This window comes from Micromonospora sp. C31 (genome assembly GCF_018070575.1).
In the GTDB taxonomy this organism is placed as follows: domain Bacteria; phylum Actinomycetota; class Actinomycetes; order Mycobacteriales; family Micromonosporaceae; genus Micromonospora.
Map to the genome: position 1 here is coordinate 75,178 of NZ_JAGPXN010000002.1, position 18,720 is coordinate 93,897.

The 18,720-nt window shown below is 71.7% G+C and carries 20 protein-coding genes and 1 pseudogene; 17 read left to right on the top strand and 4 right to left on the bottom strand.

Annotated features, from left to right (window positions below):
- Positions 1–34 precede the first annotated feature (34 nt).
- Together KBX06_RS05185 and KBX06_RS05190 are read left to right on the top strand one after the other, a co-directional pair.
- A pseudogene (locus KBX06_RS05185) lies at positions 35–283 on the top strand (ArsR/SmtB family transcription factor); the annotation flags it as partial.
- A gap of 177 nt (positions 284–460) precedes the next feature.
- The gene (locus KBX06_RS05190; protein WP_210833037.1) at positions 461–1,312 is read left to right on the top strand and encodes a menaquinone biosynthetic enzyme MqnA/MqnD family protein; all 852 of its coding nucleotides are present in this window, start codon (positions 461–463) and stop codon (positions 1,310–1,312) included.
- Between the two features lie 30 nt (positions 1,313–1,342).
- Here the strand turns inward: KBX06_RS05190 and KBX06_RS05195 are convergent, their stop codons facing one another.
- Both KBX06_RS05195 and KBX06_RS05200 read right to left on the bottom strand, forming a co-directional pair.
- The gene (locus tag KBX06_RS05195) at positions 1,343–2,284 is read right to left on the bottom strand and encodes a hypothetical protein (protein WP_210833038.1); all 942 of its coding nucleotides are present in this window, start codon (positions 2,282–2,284) and stop codon (positions 1,343–1,345) included.
- Positions 2,284–3,240 (bottom strand): hypothetical protein, encoded by a 957-nt coding sequence (locus tag KBX06_RS05200; RefSeq protein ID WP_210833039.1) that lies wholly within the window; start codon positions 3,238–3,240, stop codon positions 2,284–2,286. Before KBX06_RS05200 ends, KBX06_RS05195 begins: the two co-directional genes overlap by 1 nt.
- Positions 3,241–3,601: 361 nt before the next feature.
- Between KBX06_RS05200 and paaA the strand changes: the two genes are divergently transcribed.
- Genes paaA through paaE form a run of 5 tightly spaced genes read left to right on the top strand, consistent with a single transcriptional unit; the run spans position 3,602 to position 7,292 of the window.
- Complete coding sequence (gene paaA, locus KBX06_RS05205) at positions 3,602–4,669, top strand: 1,2-phenylacetyl-CoA epoxidase subunit PaaA (RefSeq protein ID WP_210833040.1); 1,068 nt, start codon at positions 3,602–3,604, stop codon at positions 4,667–4,669.
- On the top strand, positions 4,666–4,977 hold the full coding sequence (gene paaB, locus KBX06_RS05210; protein ID WP_210833041.1) for a 1,2-phenylacetyl-CoA epoxidase subunit PaaB: 312 nt from the start codon (positions 4,666–4,668) through the stop codon (positions 4,975–4,977). Before paaA ends, paaB begins: the two co-directional genes overlap by 4 nt.
- A complete protein-coding gene (paaC, locus tag KBX06_RS05215; RefSeq protein ID WP_210833042.1) occupies positions 4,974–5,699 on the top strand; it encodes a 1,2-phenylacetyl-CoA epoxidase subunit PaaC in 726 nt (241 codons plus the stop codon). The genes paaB and paaC overlap by 4 nt, the downstream gene beginning before the upstream one ends.
- Before the next feature lie 10 nt (positions 5,700–5,709).
- Positions 5,710–6,186 (top strand): 1,2-phenylacetyl-CoA epoxidase subunit PaaD, encoded by a 477-nt coding sequence (paaD, locus tag KBX06_RS05220; protein WP_210833043.1) that lies wholly within the window; start codon positions 5,710–5,712, stop codon positions 6,184–6,186.
- Positions 6,183–7,292 carry a 1,2-phenylacetyl-CoA epoxidase subunit PaaE gene (gene paaE, locus KBX06_RS05225; RefSeq protein WP_210833044.1) on the top strand — a complete coding sequence of 370 codons (1,110 nt, stop codon included), beginning with the start codon at positions 6,183–6,185 and terminating at the stop codon, positions 7,290–7,292. Before paaD ends, paaE begins: the two co-directional genes overlap by 4 nt.
- An 84-nt stretch (positions 7,293–7,376) precedes the next feature.
- Here paaE and KBX06_RS05230 read toward each other — a convergent pair whose 3' ends face one another.
- Both KBX06_RS05230 and KBX06_RS05235 read right to left on the bottom strand, forming a co-directional pair.
- Positions 7,377–8,141: an N-acetylmuramoyl-L-alanine amidase gene (locus KBX06_RS05230; protein ID WP_247685260.1), complete on the bottom strand. Its 765-nt coding sequence runs from the start codon at positions 8,139–8,141 to the stop codon at positions 7,377–7,379.
- Positions 8,141–8,311: a hypothetical protein gene (locus KBX06_RS05235; protein ID WP_210833045.1), complete on the bottom strand. Its 171-nt coding sequence runs from the start codon at positions 8,309–8,311 to the stop codon at positions 8,141–8,143. The genes KBX06_RS05230 and KBX06_RS05235 overlap by 1 nt, the downstream gene beginning before the upstream one ends.
- Positions 8,312–8,442: 131 nt before the next feature.
- On the opposite strand from KBX06_RS05235, the gene mqnC reads away from it, so the two are divergent.
- The 10 genes from mqnC (at position 8,443) to KBX06_RS05285 (ending at position 18,657) form a co-directional block, all read left to right on the top strand.
- Entirely contained in the window at positions 8,443–9,633 is a 1,191-nt protein-coding gene (gene mqnC / locus KBX06_RS05240; RefSeq protein ID WP_210833046.1) for a cyclic dehypoxanthinyl futalosine synthase, read from the top strand.
- A gap of 343 nt (positions 9,634–9,976) precedes the next feature.
- Positions 9,977–11,182, top strand: coding sequence for an LPXTG cell wall anchor domain-containing protein (locus tag KBX06_RS05245; RefSeq protein ID WP_210833047.1), 1,206 nt, complete (start codon positions 9,977–9,979; stop codon positions 11,180–11,182).
- Between the two features lie 218 nt (positions 11,183–11,400).
- Complete coding sequence (locus KBX06_RS05250; protein ID WP_210833048.1) at positions 11,401–12,633, top strand: cell wall anchor protein; 1,233 nt, start codon at positions 11,401–11,403, stop codon at positions 12,631–12,633.
- 137 nt (positions 12,634–12,770) lie between these two features.
- Positions 12,771–13,481 (top strand): demethylmenaquinone methyltransferase, encoded by a 711-nt coding sequence (locus KBX06_RS05255; RefSeq protein WP_210833049.1) that lies wholly within the window; start codon positions 12,771–12,773, stop codon positions 13,479–13,481.
- Between the two features lie 65 nt (positions 13,482–13,546).
- Positions 13,547–13,777: a hypothetical protein gene (locus KBX06_RS05260; RefSeq protein ID WP_210833050.1), complete on the top strand. Its 231-nt coding sequence runs from the start codon at positions 13,547–13,549 to the stop codon at positions 13,775–13,777.
- Positions 13,778–13,958: 181 nt separating this feature from the next.
- Positions 13,959–15,236: a geranylgeranyl reductase family protein gene (locus tag KBX06_RS05265; RefSeq protein ID WP_210833305.1), complete on the top strand. Its 1,278-nt coding sequence runs from the start codon at positions 13,959–13,961 to the stop codon at positions 15,234–15,236.
- A 191-nt stretch (positions 15,237–15,427) separates the two neighbouring features.
- Entirely contained in the window at positions 15,428–15,793 is a 366-nt protein-coding gene (locus KBX06_RS05270; protein WP_210833051.1) for an NADH-quinone oxidoreductase subunit A, read from the top strand.
- Between the two features lie 14 nt (positions 15,794–15,807).
- On the top strand, positions 15,808–16,488 hold the full coding sequence (locus KBX06_RS05275) for an NADH-quinone oxidoreductase subunit B family protein (protein ID WP_210833052.1): 681 nt from the start codon (positions 15,808–15,810) through the stop codon (positions 16,486–16,488).
- Positions 16,485–17,222 carry an NADH-quinone oxidoreductase subunit C gene (locus tag KBX06_RS05280; protein ID WP_121397086.1) on the top strand — a complete coding sequence of 246 codons (738 nt, stop codon included), beginning with the start codon at positions 16,485–16,487 and terminating at the stop codon, positions 17,220–17,222. Before KBX06_RS05275 ends, KBX06_RS05280 begins: the two co-directional genes overlap by 4 nt.
- A gap of 109 nt (positions 17,223–17,331) precedes the next feature.
- Complete coding sequence (locus KBX06_RS05285; RefSeq protein ID WP_210833053.1) at positions 17,332–18,657, top strand: NADH-quinone oxidoreductase subunit D; 1,326 nt, start codon at positions 17,332–17,334, stop codon at positions 18,655–18,657.
- Positions 18,658–18,720 lie beyond the last annotated feature (63 nt).

Consider the following 18,720-nt stretch of genomic DNA (forward strand, 5'->3'; position numbering starts at 1 on the left):
CCACGGCGGGCGGGCGACCAGGAATCATGGGCGCATGACCGAGGCGCGTCCCGAACAGCGCCGGATCACGATCAGCGACCCGCAGGTGATGCGGGCGCTGGCTCAACCGGCCCGAATCGCGATCATGGAACATCTGGGCGTGGTGGAGGGCGGCGCGACCGCCACCGAGTGCGCGGAGGTCGTCGGGCTGTCGCCGAGCGCGACCAGCTACCACCTCCGGGCGTTGGCGAAGTCGGGCCTGGTGGAGCAGGCACCGAGCCGGGGGGACGCACGCGAGCGGCTGAAGGCGCAGGCGGCGTGACCTGGCAGAGGGGCCACGCCAACCGGGTGGTTGGAAGCCGGCGGACGACTCGACGTCGACGAGGCGGCGCCGTCGTGCGTACCGCCGGCGGATGCGGGGTTGGCCACTCCCCGCCCGGCCCGCTGAGCCCTCGACCGGCGACGGGGATACGGTCGGGGCATGGCTGAGCACGTCGCACGCCCCCGGGTCGGGCACATCCAGTTCCTGAACTGCCTGCCGATCTACTGGGGGCTGATGCGCTCCGGCGCCCTGATCGACGTCGACCTGCACAAGGACTCCCCGGACCGGCTCAGCGCCGCGCTGGTCGCAGGTGATCTGGACATCGGCCCGATCTCCCACGTGGAGTACCTGCGGCACGCCGACGAGCTGCTGCTCCTGCCCGACCTGGCGGTCGGCAGCGACGGCCCGGTGCTGTCCGTCAACATCGTCTCCACCCGCCCGCTGGCCGAGCTCGGCCACGGCAAGGTGGCGCTGGGCTCGACCTCGCGGACCGGCGTGCTGCTGGCCCAGCTGCTGCTCGGCGAGCGGTACGGGGTGGCCCCCGAGTACTTCCGCTGCCCGCCCGATCTGACCCAGATGCTGCTGGAGGCCGACGCCGGGGTGCTGATCGGCGACGTCGCGCTGCGCGCCCTCTACGAGGCGCCGAACCGCGGGCTGGAGGTCACCGACCTCGGGCAGGCGTGGCGGGAGTGGACGGGCCTGCCGATGGTCTTCGCCGTCTGGGCGGTACGCCGCGACTTCGCCGCCGCCCACCCCGGCCTGGTCAAGGAGGTGCACGAGGCGTTCCTGCGCTCCCGGGACCTGTGCCTGGCGGAGCTGGACCAGGTGGCCGAGGCCGCCGCCCGCTGGGAGCCCTTCGACGCGGCGACGCTGGCGACGTACTTTCGGGCGCTGGACTTCTCCCTCGGCGAGCGCCAGGTGGCCGGCCTGCGCGAGTTCGCCCGTCGCGCCGCCGCCATCGGCGCCGCCCCGCCCCTGCCCGCCGCCGGCCCGGCCTTCTTCATGGGCTGAGCCCTTCGACCGAACGGGCGGCGGTCGGGTCTAGGTGGTGGGGCGCAGGAGGGCTTCGGTGATCTCCTGGCAGTTCTTCATGCCGTACTCGTAGCCCTTGCCGATCGGGTAGCGGACCATCACGCCCATCGTCCAGGTGTCGGCGACGGCGAGGCAGTTGATGTGCATCTCCTGCTCGCGCGTACGGTCGATCCAGCCGTTCTTGATGGCGATGGTCTTGCGCTCCGCGGCCGGGAACGCCTTGCGGATGCCGAAGTCGCCGGCCCCCCGCACGAGCCGCATCTCGCCGATCAACCACTTCGTCCACTTCGGTCCGGCGGCGCGGCCGTCGGCGATGCAGGCGCCCATCCGGGCGGTGTCGCGGGGGGAGAGGGCGGTGCGGCTCCAGCCGCCGTCGGCGGCGACCTTGCTGTCGGTCAGTTCGCACAGGGAGATCAGCCGCTTTATCGAGGCGGACCGGCCGACCGTGTTGTAGAACTGCTCGGCCCGGGTGTTGTCGCTGTCCCGGATGATCTTCGTGGCGTCGGCGAGCTTGGCGGCGCTCGGGGTCTGGCCGGCGTCGTCGGCGCGGCGCAGGTAGTCGGCGACGATCCAGGCCTTGATCAGCGACGCGGTGGTGCTGGTCTCGGCCATGTTGTCCGAACCGATGATCTCGCCGCTGCGGCGGTCGAGGACGCTCCAGGAGTACCAGCCCGCGATGTCCAGGTCGAGGTCCTTCGCCTGGAACGGCAGCGGCTCCGGGGTGGGGCTCGGCGACGGCGACGGCCGCGAGCTGCGGTCGCTCGGAGCCGTCGCGGCGCGCTCGGCGGGGCCGGCGGGGGTGCCCCACTTCGCGGCGGCGGAGGACTCGAACGGCGAGCCCGGCAGCAGTCGCAGCGAGACGAGCACCAGGCCGATGAGGACCAGCGCGATGGCGATCAGTCTGCCGGGAGAGGCGTCGGCCGCCCCGGCGGACCGACGCTGCCGCGCCATCAGAGCTTCCCGGCGGGCAGCTGCGGCACCTTGAGGGCGGCGCCCGGCTGCGGGGTCACGAGCTGGCTGGCGACCGAGGCGCAGACCTGTGCGCCGTAGTCGAGGCCGCTCTTCTGCGGGTAGCGGAGCATCACCGCGAGGCTCCACCTGCCGGTGACGGCGAGGCAGTTCACGTGCCAGTTGCCGTCGTAGTTGAGCGGGGTCCAGCCGTTCTTCATGCTGACCGGGCCCTGGCCGACGACCGACTGGGGGAGGCCGTCGATGATGCCCCAGCGTCCACCGCCCGACCGGGCCTTCTGGTCCTTGGCGGCCGTGCTGCCCCTGACCTTGCTCATCTCGTCCAGCAGGAAACTCGTCCACTTGGGGCCGGCGGCCGTGCCGTCGGCGACACAGTCGCCGAGCCGGGCGGCGTCGCGCGGGGACATCCGGGTGAAGCTCCACCAGCCCACGTAACCGGGGACGTTGCCCGGCTTGGTGTCGGTGAGCTCGCAGGTGCTGATCATCCGCTTGATCGTGGCGGCCCGGCCCACCGCGCCGTAGAGGGCGTTGGCGGCGTCGTCGTTGCTGTCCCGGATGGCGGTGGTGATCTGCTTCTTCCGGTCGGCCGGCAGCGGTTTGGCGCCGAGCTGGCGGAGGTAGTCCGCCGCGAACCAGGCCTTGATCATCGACTCGGTGGAGCTGGTCGAGGCCAGGTTCTTCGACCCGGAGATCTCGCCGGTCTCCCGGTCCATCAGGGCCCACGAGAAGAACTCGCCCTTGAAGTCCACCGCCACCGGGCCGGCCGCCAGGGTCGGCGGCATGGGCGGGACCGGCGCGGGCACCGCGACGCTTCCGCCGCCCTTCCCGCCGCTCGCGGCGTCGTCGCCGGCGAGTCTGGCGTACGCGGCCGGCACGAGCAGGCCGCCACCGAGGAGGACCGCCACGACGGCGAGCACCAGGGTCACGCGGGATCGCATGAGTGGATGAGCTCCAGTTGTCAGGGCCGGGGGGACCGGCTGGTTGTCGGACGGATCGGCGGCTCGCCGAGGGCGGGGGATGCGCCCTCCGGGTTTCTCGGGCGATCGTCGGCAACCGATCGGTGTGACGGGGGAAGTCTACGTGCGGATCGGCCCGGCGCCAGGACCTGACACCTGGCAACTTGGCCAAGTAGGCGGGCTATCGAGCCGCTATGCGGTTGTTGGGGCGATTCACCTTTCCATAGTGACCCAAGTCATAGTTTGCCCGGCTGTCTGCGATCACCTCTCCGTGGCGAAAGAGTCTCCGGAAACCTGTTACACCCCCTGGCGTCCCGAGGGGCGAGCTGTAACACTTGACCCCATGTATGGCAACGACTTCTCCGCCGAGGACGCACCCGGCGGCGGCCTGCTCGGCGAGGTCGAGGCGGCGGAGGCGGCCCTGCGGGAAGCCGCCGCACGTGGCCGCCGGGGCGGCGCCCCCGGCCCGGACGAGGACCTCGAGGCGTACTTCACCGAGGTCGTCGACGCCGACCAGAAGATCGAGCCGCGCGACTGGATGCCCGAGGCGTACCGCAAGACGCTGATCCGGCAGATCGCTCAGCACGCGCACTCCGAGATCATCGGCATGCAGCCGGAGGGCAACTGGATCAGTCGCGCCCCCTCGCTCAAGCGCAAGGCGATCCTGCTGGCCAAGGTCCAGGACGAGGCCGGCCACGGGCTCTACCTCTACGCCGCCGCCGAGACCCTCGGGATCAGCCGGGACGAGCTGGTCGAGCTGCTGCTCAACGGTCGGCAGAAGTACAGCTCGATCTTCAACTACCCCACCCTGACCTGGGCCGACGTGGGCGCGATCGGCTGGCTGGTCGACGGTGCCGCCATCGTCAACCAGGTCCCGCTGTGCCGCTGCTCCTACGGGCCGTACGCGCGGGCGATGATCCGGGTCTGCAAGGAGGAGTCGTTCCACCAGCGGCAGGGCTACGAGATCCTGCACACGCTGGCACACGGCACCGGCGAGCAGAAGGCGATGGCGCAGGACGCCCTCGACCGCTGGTGGTACCCGTCGCTGGCGATGTTCGGCCCGCCGGACACCGACTCCACCCACTCGGCGCAGTCCATGGCCTGGAAGATCAAGCGCTTCTCCAACGACGAGCTGCGCCAGCGCTTCGTGGACATGTGCGTGCAGCAGGCCGAGATCCTCGGCCTGACCATCCCGGATCCGGAGCTGCGCTGGAACGAGTCCCGCCAGGCGTACGACTTCACCCAGCCCGACTACGACGAGCTGATGCGGGTGATCAAGGGTCAGGGGCCGTGCAACCGGCAGCGGATGGAGCACCGTCGCCGCGCCCACGCCGACGGCGCCTGGGTGCGTGAGGCCGCCGCGGCGTACGCCGCCAAGCGGGTGGAGCAGAAGGAGAAGGTGGCCGCGTGAGCGAGCGAACGGGACAGGCCGGCGCGAGCGGATCCTCACCGCTCTGGGAGGTCTTCGTGCGGGCGCGGCGCGGGCTGTCGCACACCCACGTGGGCAGCCTGCACGCCCCCGACGCCGAGCTGGCCCTGCGCAACGCGCGGGACCTCTACACCCGCCGCCAGGAGGGCGTCTCGATCTGGGTGGTGCCGGCGTCCGCGATCACCGCGTCCAGCCCCGACGAGAAGGACGCGTTCTTCGACCCGGCGGCCGACAAGGTCTACCGCCATCCCACCTTCTACGACGTGCCGGACGGGGTGGCCCACCTGTGATCGGCCCCTTCGACTTCGCCCTCGCCCTCGGCGACGACGCGCTCGTCGCGGCCCAGCGGCTGGCCGAGTGGACCACCCGCGCGCCGGAGATGGAGGAGGACATCGCGCTGGCCAACATCGCCCTCGACCAGCTCGGTGCGGCCCGGCTCCTGCTGTCGTACGCGGGCGAGCTGGAGGGCGCCGGCCGGGACGAGGACGCGCTGGCGTTCCTCCGCGACGACCGCGAGTTCCGCAACTGCCTGCTGGTGGAGCTGCCCAACGGCGACTTCGCGGTCACCATGGCGAAGCTGCTCTTCCTCGCGGCCTACCAGCTTCCGCTCTACACCGCGCTGGCCGGGTGCGCCGACGAGCGGCTGGCGGCGATCGGGGCCAAGGCCCGCAAGGAGTCGGCCTACCACCTCGACCACGCGTCGACGTGGGTGCGGCGGCTCGGCGACGGCACCGAGGAGTCGCACCGGCGCATGCAGGCGGCCGTCGACCAGGTCTGGCCGTACGTGCACGAGCTGTTCGCCCCCGACCCGGCGGCGCCGGTCGACCCGGCCACCCTGCGGGCCGACTTCGACGCCCGGGTGGCCGCCGTGCTCGACGAGGCCACCCTGACCCGGCCGGAGTCCGGCTGGGCGCCGGCCGGCGGGCGGGACGGCGTGCACACCGAGCACCTGTCGTTTCTGCTCGCGGAGATGCAGGTGCTGCACCGCGCCCACCCCGGGGCCCGCTGGTGAGGGGGCGGTGGTGACCGACCTCAGGGCGGCCGTGGCGGCGGTGGTGGATCCGGAGATCCGGGTCGTCACCATCGACGACCTCGGCATCCTGCGGGCGGTCGACGAGGACCCGGCGACCGGCCGGGTGGTCGTGACCATCACCCCCACCTACACCGGCTGCCCGGCGATGGACGTGATCCGCGCCGACATCCGGCGGGCGCTGGCCGCCGTCGGCCGCCCCGACGCCGACGTGCGGACCGTCTACAGCCCGGCGTGGAGCACCGACTGGATCTCCGACGCGGGCCGGGCCAAGCTCGCCGCCGCCGGCATCGCCCCGCCGTCGCCCGCACGCGCCGACAACGTGGTGCCGCTGACCCTCGCCGTCCGCTGCCCGCGCTGCGGCTCGCCGGAGACGGAGCAGGTCAGCCGCTTCGGCTCGACCGCGTGCAAGGCGCTCTGGCGCTGCCGTTCCTGCCGTGAACCCTTCGACCACCTGAAGGCGCTGTGACTGTCACGATCTCCCGCCCCGTCCGTCGCCGGCCGGTCTTCCACCCGCTGTCCGTCGCCGCCGTCGACCGCCTCACCGACGACGCCGTGGCGGTCACCTTCGCGGTGCCGCAGGAGCTGCGGGAGACGTTCGCGTTCTCCGCCGGTCAGCACCTCACCGTCCGCCGCCCCGGCGCCGCCGGTGAGGACGTGCGGCGGTCGTACTCCATCTGCTCCACGCCCGACGACCTGGCCCGGCACGGCCGGCTGCGGATCGGCGTGCGGGAGATCCCCGGCGGCGCGTTCTCCGCCTTCGCCTGCGGCGCGCTGCGCGGCGGCGACACGATCGAGGTGCTGCCGCCGCTGGGGCACTTCACCACGGCCCTCGCGCCGGACCGGGCCCGCCGCTACGGCGCGGTGGTCGCCGGCTCCGGCATCACCCCGGTGCTCGCGCTGGTCGCGACGGCGCTCGCCGTCGAGCCGGCCAGCACCTTCACGCTGGTGTACGGCAACCGCACGGCGAACACGGTGATGTTCGCCGAGGAGCTGGCCGACCTGAAGGACCGGTGGCCGACCCGGCTGCACCTGGTGCACGTGCTCTCCCGGGAGCAGGGCGAGTCCCCGCTGCTCTCCGGCCGGATCGACGCCGACCGGCTGGGCCGGCTGCTGGACACCGTCGTGCCCGGCGACACCGTCGACGAGTGGTTCCTCTGCGGCCCGTACGACATGGTGGTGGACGCCCGGGAGGTGCTCGCCGCGCGCGGCGTGCCGGAGTCGGCGGTGCACACGGAGCTGTTCCACGTCGCCGAGGCCCCGGCCCCGCCGCGACGCCCGGCCGACGAGCCGAGGGGCGGCGCCGACGTGACGATCATGTTGGACGGCCGGTCGTCGCGCTTCACGATGCGGCGCGACGAGCGGGTGCTGGACGCGGCGCTGAAGGTGCGCGGCGAGCTGCCGTACGCCTGCAAGGGCGGGGTCTGCTCGACCTGCAAGGCCAAGGTGGTCGACGGCGCGGTCACGATGGCCCGTAACTACGCGCTGGAACCGGACGAGGTGGCCGCCGGCTACGTCCTCACCTGCCAGTCCAGCCCGACCACCGACCGGCTGACGGTCGACTACGACGCCTGAGGGGTCCGCCGGCCGGCGGGTGCAGCCGGGTCGGTGGGTCGGCGCCGGCACCGCGTCGAACCCGCCGACCCCACCCGACGGTGGTCAGCTCGGGGCCTTGACCTGGCCGTCGTAGGCGATGCTGCGCCACAGGTCGAACTGGCGGTCGTTGCCGACCAGCGGGTTGCCGGCCAGCGCGACGGCGGCGTGCACCTCCTCGTTGTTGCGGAGCTGGCGGAAGTAGCCGGGGCCGACGAGGGCGATGCCGCGGCCGGGTGACTGGATCAGCTTCATGTCGTTCTCCGTGAGGTCGAGGGGCGGGTTGCCGGTGAGCTGGCGGGCCACGTCGGCGCGCATCGAGTCGAGGTCGATGAACGACGGGTCGATCTTGCCGCTGGTGCTGGTCTCCCGGTGGCCCCGGGCGTGGCTGGCGTCCCGGCCGAGCCGCCGCAGCACGGCGGCGGTGGCGAGCACCGATGCGCTGTACTGGGCGCCGGTCATGGCCTGGTCGACCCCGTTGTAGTCGATCTCCCAGCCGATCATCAGGGTGTTGCCGTCGCCGGCCGGGATGGGGCCGCTGCCTCGGCTGACGCCGGCGTGGTTGGCCCGCCCGCCGGAGATGACGTGGAAGACGCCGTGGTAGTCGACGAGGGCCTGGCAGAGCGGGCCGGGCAGGTCGGAGCGGCCGTTGACACAGATGTTCAGCGCGGGGTGCGGGTTGCCGGCGCTGGAGGTGGCGGCGGTGTGGTGCCAGAGCACGCCGATCGGGTCGAACGAGCTGCCGGCCACCCGGCCGAGCCAGTTGCCGTGCTCGACCACCGTGACGCCGGCGGCGCGGAGCACGTCGGCGAGCCAGGGGATGGTGGCCATCAGGCCGCCGTCAGGTCGGCGAGGCACTCCGGCGCCCGGGCCGTGCTGGCCGCGCGCGCCGGTCGGCCCATCGTGGCGACGGCGAGTGCGGCGGCCCCGAGCGGTACGAGCCCGAGCAGCGCCCTGCGCGGTAGGGGAGGACGGGTGGGGGGAGTCACGGGGAAAATCATCCACGAATGTTAATGGACCGACAGAGCGCGGGTAAGTCCCTCGATCATCGGCCACCCGGCGGGGCCCCTGTGGCGTGGTCGACAGGAGTCCGGCGGGACCGGCCGGAGGCGGGGCGACGTAGGCTCGGGGGGTGAGTGTGAGCCGGGAGATCGACGAAATCCTGCAGCGTGGCGCGGACGGCGGGCGGATCACGCCCGAGGAGGCCCTGCTGCTCTACACCGAGGCGCCCCTGCACGCCCTGGGCGAGGCCGCCGACGCGGTGCGCAGACGGCGCTACCCGGACAACGTCGTCACGTACCTGATCGACCGCAACATCAACTACACGAACGTCTGCGTGACGGCGTGCAAGTTCTGCGCGTTCTACCGGGCCCCGAAGCACCGGGAGGGCTGGACCCACCCGACCGAGGAGATCCTGCGCCGCTGCGGCGAGGCGGTCGAGCTGGGCGCCACCCAGGTCATGCTCCAGGGCGGGCACCACCCGGATTACGGCGTCGAGTACTACGAGGAGCTGTTCTCCTCGGTCAAGAAGGCCTACCCGCAGCTCGCCATCCACTCGATCGGCCCCAGCGAGATCCTGCACATGGCCAAGGTCTCCGGCGTCAGCCTCGACGAGGCCATCGCCCGGATCAAGGCGGCCGGTCTGGATTCGATCGCGGGCGCCGGCGCCGAGATGCTGCCGGCCCGCCCGCGCAAGGCGATCGCGCCGCTGAAGGAGTCGGGCGAGCGCTGGCTGGAGGTCATGGAGCTGGCGCACCGGCAGGGTGTCGAGTCGACCGCCACCATGATGATGGGCACCGGCGAGACCGCCGCCGAGCGGATCGAGCACCTGCGGATGATCCGCGACGTGCAGGACCGCACGAAGGGCTTCCGGGCGTTCATCCCGTGGACGTACCAGCCGGAGAACAACCACCTCAAGGGCCGTACGCAGGCCACCGCCCTGGAGTACCTGCGGCTGGTCGCCGTGGCCCGGCTCTTCTTCGAGACCGTGCCGCACCTCCAGGCGTCCTGGCTGACCACGGGCAAGGACGTGGGGCAGCTCGCCCTGCACATGGGCGTGGACGACCTCGGCTCGATCATGCTGGAGGAGAACGTCATCTCCTCCGCCGGCGCGCGGCACCGCTCCAACCTGCACGAGCTGATCGGCATGATCCGGTCGGCGGACCGGATCCCCGCCCAGCGCGACACCCTCTACAACCGGCTGGCCGTGCACCGGACCCCGGCCGACGACCCGACCGACGAGCGGGTGGTGTCGCACTTCTCCTCGATCGCCATACCGGGCGGCGGCGCCGGGAAGACCCTGCCGCTGGTCGACGCCCACTGACGCGGCCACCCGCGAGACCCCGGCACCCCACCGTCGAACGGCGGTGGGGTGTCGTCGTACGTGGGCCGCTGTGTGGATCACGGGCGTACGGAAAGTGACCGGCAATGGCCCGGCCGGCCAACCGATCGGGTGAATTCCCGTGGGCCGTTGATCTCGATCAGGTTGCCGTTCGGAGTCGTCCGCAAGGTGGCCGGGGCAGCAAGACATATCAATCCGGGCATTCCTTAAGTGATTCTTAGCCAGGCTGTTCAGTGCGCCCGATTCCGGGGGTGGCGAGCGTGATCGCTTACCGCTAACGTCCCCGGCCGTACCTTTCCTTCACCCCAACGGGGGGACCCTTTCCATGATCTTCCGTAACCGTTCGCTGGCGCGTATCGGCGCCGGCGCGCTGCTCGCCTCCGGCGCGTTGACCGTCCTCGGTAGCCCGGCTCACGCCTCGGGCACGGAGACGGACCTCGCGATCGAGGTGGCCGGCACGCGGGTCGCCGCCAACGCGGAGGGCAAGTTCGCCTTCGCCAAGGTGACCAACCTCGGCAAGAACACCCCTAGCGAGCTGGCCGTACGGGTGGACGTGTCCAAGGTCGACTTCGACAAGGTCCAGGCCTGGCCCGCCGTCGAGGACGGCTGCGACATGGAGGGCACCGACAAGAAGCCGACCGCCTTCGTCTGCTACGCGACGGAGAAGGGCCTGCCGGGCCCGGGCGAGACCGTCGACCTGCCGATCGTCCTGTTCAAGGCCGAGGTCAAGGGCACCTACCAGGCTCCGCTCTCCTTCAAGCTCGTCTCGAAGGACGACACCAACGCGGCGAACGACACCAAGACCGCCACGCTGGACCTCTCGGACGCCAGCGGGCCGGACCTCTCGGTCGTCGCCGAGGACGTCAAGCAGGCCGTGAAGGTCGTCGACGGCAACCCGGTCTACTCCGGCGACCTGCACGCGGGCGGCCGGTCGGCGCTGACCTACTTCATCCGCAACCAGGGTGACAAGGCCGCCGCCGGTCTCAAGATCAGTGTCAAGCTGCCCAAGGGCGTGACTCCGACCGAGGTGGAGCCGGGCTGCGAGTACGCGGCCGACAAGTCCACCTTCACCTGCACCTACGCCAACTTCGGGCTGATCCCGCAGGACGAGGACACCAACGCCGAGGACAAGCTCTACTCGGCCTACGGCTTCTACCACCTGTTCGACGTGGCGGCCGACGTGAAGCCGGGCGCGCTCAAGGGCGGCCTGGTCAGCGTCGAGCCGATCGTCTCCGACTCCAGCCGGATGCGGGCCGCCGCGGTCACCCTGCCGGAGAACGTCACCGGCCTGCGGGCCACCGATGTGGACGCCAGCGACAACTCCGACGGCTACGCGGTGGTCGTCGCGGCCAAGGGCGGCGCGGGCGGCGGCGGTGACGACGACGGCGGTCTGCCGGTCACCGGCGCGCAGACCACGCTGATCGGCGGCGTCGGCGGCGCGGTCCTGGTCGCGGGCGCGGTCATGTTCATGGTGGCGCGGCGGCGCCGGGTCGTCCTGGTGACCCCGGGCGACGAGAAGCCGACGGCCTGACGGTCGTCCTCCATCGACCCGCGTGGGTCGTTCACATAACGCACGGCAGCGGGGGCGGGATGGGTGACCATCCCGCCCCCGCTGTGCGTCGGGCCGTCCGTCCGGATCGGCCGGACGGACGGACGAAACACGATCTGCCTGCTGGCGTGCCGCATCGGCCTCCGATAGCGTCCGCCCGGGTTCCGCAACCATTCCCTTCCCTAACCCCCGGGGGACCGATGACCCTGTTCCATCGCTCGGCCCTGGCCCGCGCCGGCGCCGTGGCACTGCTCGCAGCGGGTGGTCTGACCACCGTCGCCGTTCCCGCCCAGGCCGCCGACGGGCCCGACCTCGCCGTCATCCCGATCAGCACCCAGCTCGCGAAGGGCGTCGACGCGGCCCGGAGCAAGCCGTTCAAGTTCACCGTCACCAACGTCGGCACGACCACGGCGGAGAACGTCACGTTCCGGGTGAAGACCTCGGAACTCAAGCAGAGGCGGGTCGGCTACCTGGTGCCCGAGGGCTGCCAGGTCGTCGGGAACTCCCTCTACCAGTGCACGCTCGGCGACCTGCCCGCCGGCACCAGCAGGGACTTCGGCGTCCCGCTGTTCAGCACCGGCGGCCGGGGCGACGGTGGCACGCTGGTCGTCGGCGTCGCCACCACCACGCCCGAGAGCGACCTCGGTGACGAGATCGTCGAGGTGCCGGTCACCGTGACGAAGCCCGGTTACGACCTCACCGCCTGGGTGCAGGACATCCAGGCAGGCGTCGTGGTCAACGGCGCGGTGGCCGACGAGCCGGACCTCAAGCCGGTGCGCCGGGGCGAAGTCGTCCCGCTGGACTGGGCCGTCTACAACGACGGCAGCCGGCCCGCGACCGGCGTCTTCTACGGCATCACCCTCCCGGCGGGCGTCAGCTTCGTGGCGCTGCCGCAGGGCTGCGTCCAGCAGGTGTTCCTCGGGCGGGAGCAGGCGTTCTGCGAGGACGCCGGCGCGACCATCCGCCGGGGGCAGTACTACACCGCCGACGTGACGGTGAAGGTCGGCGACGACGTGACCGAGCCGGTGCTGCGCGAGGGCGACCTCTTCGCGTACGGGCTGGACGTCGCCGAGGGCGAGCCGGAGGAGGAGCCGCGGGTGGCCGGCCAGGCGCAGCGGAAGGCCTTCTCCGAGACCGACATGGGCGACAACCACACGGTCTTCGAGGCCTTCGTGGACCTGTCCGCGCAGCCGAGCCCGACGCCGACCCCCACGGCCACCCCGACCGGTGTACCCACGGCCAGCCCGACCACCACCCCCGGCACCGGTGGCGGTGGCGGTGGCGACGGCGGGCTGCCGGTGACCGGCGTGCAGGTCGGGCTGATCGGTGGCATCGGCGCGGCCGTGCTGCTGGCCGGTGGCGCCCTGCTGCTGCTCTCCCGGCGGCGCAAGGTCGTCCTGGTGGCGCCCGGCGACGAGAAGTCGACCGACTGACGTACGACGACACGGGGGCGGGGTGGGTGACCACCCCGCCCCCGCGGCGTGCCCGGGTGCCGGCGCGTCGAGCGGCGCCCCGCGCCGCCGGGAGACCCACCGGACGTCCCGGCGCGCGGGGCTGGCAGAGTGGAGGGGTGAGCCGTACCCCGCAGGGCCAGCGCGCCGACCTGGACAAGCAGCCGCACGAGGTCGCCGCGATGTTCGACGGCGTGGCGGCTCGCTACGACCTGACCAACACCGTCCTCTCCTTCGGACAGGACCGCCTCTGGCGGCGGGCCACCCGCGCCGCGCTCGACCTGCGGCCGGGTGAGCGGGTGCTCGACGTGGGCGCCGGCACCGGCGTCTCCACGGAGGAACTGGCCCAGTCGGGCGCGTACGCGGTGGGCGCCGACCTGTCGCTGGGCATGCTGCGCGTCGGCAAGCGGACCCGCCCCCAGGTGCCGCTGCTGGCCGGGGACGCGCTGAAGCTGCCCTTCGCCGACGCCACCTTCGACGCGGTGACCATCTCGTTCGCGCTGCGCAACGTGAACGACACCGACGCCGCCCTGCGGGAGTTGGCCCGGGTCACCAGGCCGGGCGGCCGGCTGGTGGTGTGCGAGTTCAGCACCCCGGTCAACCCGGCGTTCCGCACGGTCTACCTGTCGTACCTGATGCGTTCGCTGCCGAGCGTGGCGCGCGCCGTCTCCAGCAACCCCGACGCGTACGTCTACCTGGCCGAGTCGATCCGGGCGTGGCCCGACCAGCCGGCCCTGGCCGCGCGGATCGGCGCGGCGGGTTGGGGCGGGGTGGCCTGGCGCAACCTGACCGGCGGGATCGCGGCGCTGCACCGCGCGGTCCGCGGCTAGCCCGATCCGGCAGCTTTTCGGCAAAATATCCGTTTCCGGGCTCCGTGTTCCGTAAGCTCGCCCCCATGACCGGAGCACACCGAACGGTCGGCGCGGAGGCCGCCGACGACGACGCGGCCGAACTCATCGCCCAGCTCAAGGAGTTGGCCGGCGCGGATCCCGCCGACGTCCGTCAGGTGGTGGCCGAGGTGCTGGCGGCCCTGGACCGCGCGGCCGGCGGCGCGCTGCGCGAGCACCTGCCGGAGGCGATCCGGCACGACGCCGGCCTGGACCCGGCCACCGCCGCCCGGCGCTGACGCCCCCAGCCCGGCGCGCGCAGCCCGGCGCTGACGTCCCGCCCCGGCACCTCGCCTCCCGCTCGGCCGACGCGTCCGCGGCAAGTTAGGTACCCCTGGTCCGGGCCGGTCATGACGTCGGTCATAGACTCCCACCGTCTGGCTTGTGAAGGATTTCACGAGCCTGCGGGAGGAGGCGCGGATGGCCGCGGTGGAACATGACGCCGACGTGATCGTCGTGGGCGCCGGTCCCGGTGGGTCGGCTACCGCGTACCACCTGGCTCGGCACGGCGTACGGGTGCTGCTGCTGGAGAAGACCGAGTTTCCCCGGGAGAAGGTCTGCGGCGACGGGCTGACCCCGCGCGCGGTGCGGCAGCTGATCCGGATGGGCGTGGACACCTCGCCCGAGGCGGGCTGGCTGCACAACCGGGGCCTGCGGGTCATCGGTGGCGGCGTCCGGCTGGAGCTGGACTGGCCCGACCTGGCGAGCTTCCCCAACTACGGCCTGGTGCGCACCCGGCTCGACTTCGACGACCTGCTCGCCCGGCGGGCCGTCGAGTCCGGTGCCGAACTGCGCACCGGTGTGAACGTCACCGGCCCGGTGCTGGGCCCCGACGGCCGGGTGACCGGCGTCGAGGCGGAGGTCGGCCCGGGCCGGGAGCCCGCCACCTTCCACGCGCCGCTGGTCGTCGCGGCCGACGGGGTCTCCGGCCGCTTCCCGCTCGCCCTCGGGCTGGCCAAGCGCGAGGACCGGCCGATCGGCGTCGCCGTCCGGCGCTACTACCGCTCGCCGGCCAGGCACGACGACAACTACCTGGAGTCCTGGCTGGAGCTGCGCAGCAAGGACAGCGGCGACAGCCTGCTACCCGGCTACGGCTGGATCTTCGGGCTCGGCGACGGCCGGGTCAACGTCGGCCTCGGCGTGCTCAACTCCTCGTCCGCGTTCGGTAAGACCAACTACCGCCGGCTGCTCACCGACTGGCTGGCCAACACGCCCGCCGACTGGGGCATGACCGACGAGGCGAACGCGGAGGGCCCGATCCTCGGCGCCGCCCTCCCCATGGGGTTCAACCGGGTGCCGCACTACACCCGCGGCGTGCTGCTGGTCGGCGACTCCGGCGGCATGGTCAACCCGTTCAACGGCGAGGGCATCGCGTACGCGATGGAATCCGGCGAACTGGCCGCGGAGGTCGTAGTGCAGGCGCTCGCCCGCCCGGCCGGCGCGGACCGGGAGCGTGCCCTGGCGGCGTACTCGACGGAGCTGAAGGCCCGCTTCGGCGGCTACTACCGGCTCGGCGGCATCTTCGTCAAGCTCATCGGCCGTCCCGAGATCATGCGGATGGCCACGAAGCACGGCATGCCACACCCGATGCTGATGCGCTTCGTGCTCAAGCTGCTGGCCAACCTGACCGACCCCCGCGACGGTGACGCGATGGACCGCGTCATCAACGCGATGACCAGAGTGGCGCCGGCCGTGTGACCCCGGGTGAGCCTGCGAGCACCCAAGGTCACGAACGACCACAGGCGAGTGTGACGGCCCCGTCCACGGTCTGTGACGACCGCCGGTGTGGACCGGGGAGACGGACCCCCGCCGACGAGCGTCGCGCGGGACGTGAATAGTGTGATTTTTGACAAGGACCAGGGGCAGGGAAGGACGAGCAGGAGAAAACGATGTCGCTCTCGCCTTACGCACCGATCATCGGGCTGTTCGCCCTCGCCGCGGGGTTCGCGCTGTTCTCCGTGGGCGCTGCCCGCTTCGCCGGTCCCCGGCGCTACAACAAGGCCAAGCTCGAGGCGTACGAGTGCGGCATCGAGCCCAGTCCGCAGCCGATCGGCGGCGGCCGGTTCCCGATCAAGTTCTACCTGACGGCGATGCTCTTCATCGTCTTCGACATCGAGATCATCTTCCTCTTCCCCTGGGCGGTCTCGTTCGACGCCCTGCCGATCTTCGGCTTCGTGGAGATGGTCCTGTTCATCGTCGCTGTCTTCGTCGCGTACGCCTATGTCTGGCGGCGTGGCGGCCTGGACTGGGACTGAGGGAGGAACCTCAGATGGGTATCGAGGAGAAGCTTCCCGCCGGTGTCCTGCTCACCTCGGTGGAGAAGCTGGTCAACTGGTCGCGGAAGACGTCGGTCTGGGGGGCCACCTTCGGCCTGGCCTGCTGCGCGATCGAGATGATGGCCGCCGGTGGCCCGCACTACGACATGGGTCGCTGGGGCATGGAGGTCTTCCGGGCCTCGCCCCGGCAGGCCGACCTGATGATCGTGGCCGGCCGGGTGAGCCAGAAGATGGCCCCGGTGCTGCGCCAGATCTACGACCAGATGGCCGAGCCCCGCTGGGTCATCTCGATGGGCGTCTGCGCCAGCAGCGGCGGCATGTTCAACAACTACGCCATCGTGCAGGGCGTCGACCACATCGTTCCGGTCGACATGTACCTGCCCGGCTGCCCGCCCCGGCCCGAGATGCTCATCGACGCGGTCCTCAAGCTGCGCGAGAAGATCGGGCACGAGCCGCTCGGCCCCAACGGCCGCAAGATGCTCGAGGCGCGTCAGGCCCGCGGCGACGTGCCGGTCGTCCCCTACGGCTCGATGCCGTCGTCGTACCGCAGCGACAAGGCCCGGCGGGCCGAATGGACCAAGGCGGTCCGTGAGGGGCGCGAGGAGCAGTTGCGGATCGAGAACTGGATGAAGGCCCAGAACCACCTGCACCAGCACGGGGGTGTCCAGAAGTGACCGCGCCTCAGGACAGGAAAGACGACGGCGGCGTGCCGGTGCCGGTCACGCCGGCCGGCGCCAGCAGCACCGCGCCCGCGGAGTACCCGCCGGCCAGCCCGGCCGGCCGGGGCATGTTCGGCAACCAGGGCTCCGGGGACGTGTCCGGCTTCGGCGGCCTCGTCCGCCAGCGCCGGACCATCGAGGACGCGCCCCGGCCGTACGGGGGCTACTTCGACGAGGTCCGCGACGCGCTGGAGGAGGCGTACCCGGCCTTCGCCGACGCCGTCGAGAAGGTCGTGGTCGACCGGGGCGAGCTGACCCTGCACATCCGCCCCGAGCGGATCGCCGAGGTCTGCCAGGTGATGCGGGACGACATGGCGCTGCGCTTCGAGCTCTGCTCGTCGGTCTCCGGGGTGGACTACCTCGGCGCCGACGCCCGCCGCCTGCACGTCGTCTACCAGCTCACCTCGATGACCTACCGCCGCACGGTGCGGCTGGAAGCCGCGGTCTCCGCCGAGGACCCGCACCTGCCGAGCGTCACGTCGGTCTACCCGACGGCGGACTGGCAGGAACGCGAGGCGTACGACATGTTCGGCATCGTCTTCGACGGCCACCCCAACCTGACCCGGATCCTCATGCCGGACGACTGGGAGGGGCACCCGCAGCGCAAGGACTACCCGCTCGGCGGCGTCCCCGTCGAGTACAAGGGCGCTGAGATCCCGCCGCCGGACCGGAGGAGGTCCTACCAGTGAGCGCGAGGAGTGAGCTTGCGAGCCCCAGCCGCCCGCGCGAGGAGCGAGCGCAGCGAGCCCCGCAGTCGCGGGCAGAGGTTCGCGCAGTCGTGAACGGAGGGCCGGCACTGTGACCACGTCGAACTACGCCACCGAGCGCGAGACCACCGAGGGCAGGGTCTTCACCGTCACCGGTGGCGACTGGGACAGCGTCGTCTCGGGGACCGACCCGATCAACGACGAGCGGATCGTCGTCAACATGGGTCCGCAGCACCCGTCGACGCACGGCGTGCTCCGGCTGATCCTTGAGCTGGAGGGCGAGACGGTCCGCGAGGCCCGCTCGGTCGTCGGCTACCTGCACACCGGCATCGAGAAGAACCTCGAATACCGCAACTGGGTCCAGGGCAGCACCTTCGTGACCCGGATGGACTACCTCTCCCCGATCTTCAACGAGACCGGCTACGCGCTCGCGGTGGAGAAGCTGCTCGGGATCTCCGACCAGATCACCGAGCGGGCGAACACCATCCGGGTCCTGATGATGGAGCTGAACCGGATCTCCTCGCACCTGGTCTGGGTGGCCACCACCGCCATGGAACTGGGCGCGATCAACATCATGCTCTACGGCTTCCGCGAGCGTGAGTACATCCTGGAGATCTTCGAGATCATCACCGGCCTGCGGATGAACCACGCGTACGTCCGGCCGGGCGGCGTGGCGCAGGACGTGCCGGACGAGGCGATCGTCAAGATCCGCGAGTTCCTGAAGCTGCTGCCGAAGCGGCTCAAGGAGTACGAGGACATGCTCTCCGGGCAGCCCATCTGGCTCGAGCGGACGAAGAACGTCGCGGTGCTCGACGTGACGGGCTGCGTCGCGCTGGGCGTGACCGGCCCGGTGCTGCGCTCCGCCGGCCTCGCCTGGGACCTGCGCAAGACCATGCCGTACTGCGGCTACGAGACGTACGAGTTCGACGTGCCGACGCACACCGACGGCGACGTGTGGGGCCGCTACCTGGTCCGGCTCGCCGAGATCAGGGAGTCGCTCAAGCTCGTCGAGCAGGCGTTGGACCGGCTCGAGCCGGGCCCGGTGATGGTGGCCGACAAGAAGATCGCCTGGCCGGCGCAGCTCGCCATCGGCATCGACGGCATGGGCAACTCGCTGGAGCACGTCGCGAAGATCATGGGTCAGTCGATGGAGTCGCTGATCCACCACTTCAAGCTCGTCACCGAGGGTTTCCGGGTGCCGCCGGGGCAGGTCTACGTCGGCATCGAGTCGCCCCGCGGCGAGCTGGGCGTGCACGCCGTCTCCGACGGTGGCACCCGGCCCTACCGGGTGCACTACCGGGAGCCGAGCTTCGTCAACCTCCAGGCCCTCCCGGCGATGGCCGAGGGCGGCCTGATCGCCGACGTGATCGCCGGTGGGGCTTCGCTGGACCCCGTCATGGGGGGGTGTGACCGGTGAGCGCGAGGAGTGAGCTTGCGAGCCCCGGTCGCCCGCGCGAGGAGAGAGCGGAGCGAGCCCCGC

Excerpts from the sequence above, each read along its gene's own strand:
- KBX06_RS05190 (WP_210833037.1), top strand. The coding sequence starts at position 461 with ATGGCTGAGCACGTCGCACGCCCCCGGGTCGGGCACATCCAGTTCCTG.
- KBX06_RS05195 (WP_210833038.1), bottom strand. The coding sequence starts at position 2,284 with ATGGCGCGGCAGCGTCGGTCCGCCGGGGCGGCCGACGCCTCTCCCGGC.
- KBX06_RS05200 (WP_210833039.1), bottom strand. The coding sequence starts at position 3,240 with ATGCGATCCCGCGTGACCCTGGTGCTCGCCGTCGTGGCGGTCCTCCTC.
- paaA (WP_210833040.1), top strand. The coding sequence starts at position 3,602 with ATGTATGGCAACGACTTCTCCGCCGAGGACGCACCCGGCGGCGGCCTG.
- KBX06_RS05230 (WP_247685260.1), bottom strand. The coding sequence starts at position 8,141 with ATGGCCACCATCCCCTGGCTCGCCGACGTGCTCCGCGCCGCCGGCGTC.
- KBX06_RS05235 (WP_210833045.1), bottom strand. The coding sequence starts at position 8,311 with ATGATTTTCCCCGTGACTCCCCCCACCCGTCCTCCCCTACCGCGCAGG.
- KBX06_RS05245 (WP_210833047.1), top strand. The coding sequence starts at position 9,977 with ATGATCTTCCGTAACCGTTCGCTGGCGCGTATCGGCGCCGGCGCGCTG.
- KBX06_RS05250 (WP_210833048.1), top strand. The coding sequence starts at position 11,401 with ATGACCCTGTTCCATCGCTCGGCCCTGGCCCGCGCCGGCGCCGTGGCA.
- KBX06_RS05260 (WP_210833050.1), top strand. The coding sequence starts at position 13,547 with ATGACCGGAGCACACCGAACGGTCGGCGCGGAGGCCGCCGACGACGAC.
- KBX06_RS05265 (WP_210833305.1), top strand. The coding sequence starts at position 13,959 with ATGGCCGCGGTGGAACATGACGCCGACGTGATCGTCGTGGGCGCCGGT.
- KBX06_RS05270 (WP_210833051.1), top strand. The coding sequence starts at position 15,428 with ATGTCGCTCTCGCCTTACGCACCGATCATCGGGCTGTTCGCCCTCGCC.
- KBX06_RS05275 (WP_210833052.1), top strand. The coding sequence starts at position 15,808 with ATGGGTATCGAGGAGAAGCTTCCCGCCGGTGTCCTGCTCACCTCGGTG.